This window comes from Pseudomonas sp. RL_105y_Pfl2_101 (assembly GCF_963970585.1).
Lineage (GTDB): Bacteria > Pseudomonadota > Gammaproteobacteria > Pseudomonadales > Pseudomonadaceae > Aquipseudomonas.
The window spans coordinates 1-1414 of record NZ_CAXAPG010000117.1; the positions used below are offsets into that span (position 1 = coordinate 1).

A 1414-nucleotide genomic window follows, 5' to 3' on the forward strand; every position below is an offset into this window, starting at 1 on the left:
TCACAGGCATCGACCCACAACGCATCGCCGCCTACCTCGCCCAGGCCGTCAGCGCATTGGTCGAAGCCCTTGAACAGGCCCCGGAGCGCCTCGCCAGCCAACTGGACGTGGTGCCGGCCAGCGAGCGGCAATTACTGCTGACGGACTTCAACCGCACCGCCAGCGACTTCGGCGCCGCGCAACCGATCCATCACCTGTTCGAAACCCAGGTCCAGGCCAACCCCGACGCCGTGGCCCTGGTCTGCGAACAGCAGCAACTGACCTACCGCCAGCTCAATCGCCGCGCCAACCACTTGGCCCGGCAGTTGCTCGCCCTCGGTGTCGAACCCGATCAGCGCGTGGCCGTCTGCGCCGAGCGCAGCCTGGACATGATCGTCGGCCTGCTCGGCGTGCTCAAGGCCGGGGCCGCCTACGTGCCCATCGACCCGGACCATCCCGCCGAGCGCATGGCTTTCATGCTCCAGGACTGCCAGCCACGGGCGCTGTTGACCCAGTCGGCCCTGTCCTTGCCAGCGGGCGAGTTCCCGCTGCTGTCGCTCGATACCCGTGACTCGCTGCAAGCGGCGGATGACCCTGACTTTGACCGCAACCCCCAGGTAGTGGGCCTGACAGCCGAGCACCTGGCCTATGTGATCTACACCTCCGGTTCCACCGGCCAGTCCAAGGGCGTGATGGTCGAGCACCGTTCGGTGTACAACTTCTGGCACGTGCTCAGCCGCACCACCCACCAGCATTGCCCGAGCCCAGCCACCGTGGCCCTGAACGCCGGGTTCTTCTTCGACATGTCGATCAAGGGCATTTCCCAGCTGTTCTCCGGCCACCGGCTGGTGATCATCGCGCAACTGATCCGCGCCAGCGGCCACGAGTTGCTCGACTTCCTCGAACAGCACCAAGTGCACGCCTTCGATTCCACGCCGTCGCAGCTCGATACCCTGCTCGCCGCCGGCCTGCTGGAGCGCAGCAGTTATCAGCCAGTGAGCGTGTTGCTTGGCGGCGAGCCGATCAATGCCGCGACCTGGACGAAGTTGCGCGACTGCCCGAGCATCCGCTTCTACAACATGTACGGCCCGACCGAATGCACGGTGGACGCCACCATCGACCTGATCCGCGACCTCGGCGAACGGCCGAGCATTGGCCGGCCGATTGCCAACGTCCAGGTGCACGTGCTCGATACCCGCGGTGAACCGACGCCGTTGGGCGTGGCCGGTGAACTGCACATCGGCGGTGCCGGCGTGGCCCGGGGTTACCTGAACCGGACGGAGTTGAGCGCCGAGCGCTTTATTGCCGACCCGTTCAGCACTGAGCCGAACGCACGGTTGTACAAGACCGGCGACCTCGGTCGCTGGCTGGCCGATGGCACGCTGGAATACCTGGGCCGCAATGACTTCCAGGTGAAGATTCGTGGCTTCCGCAT

1 protein-coding gene is annotated in these 1414 nt (G+C 65.8%); it reads left to right on the top strand.

Annotated elements, in window-relative coordinates; translation table 11 throughout:
- On the top strand, positions 1 to 1414 hold a 1414-nt coding region (locus AACY31_RS28675), incomplete at both ends, for a non-ribosomal peptide synthetase (RefSeq protein WP_339505643.1).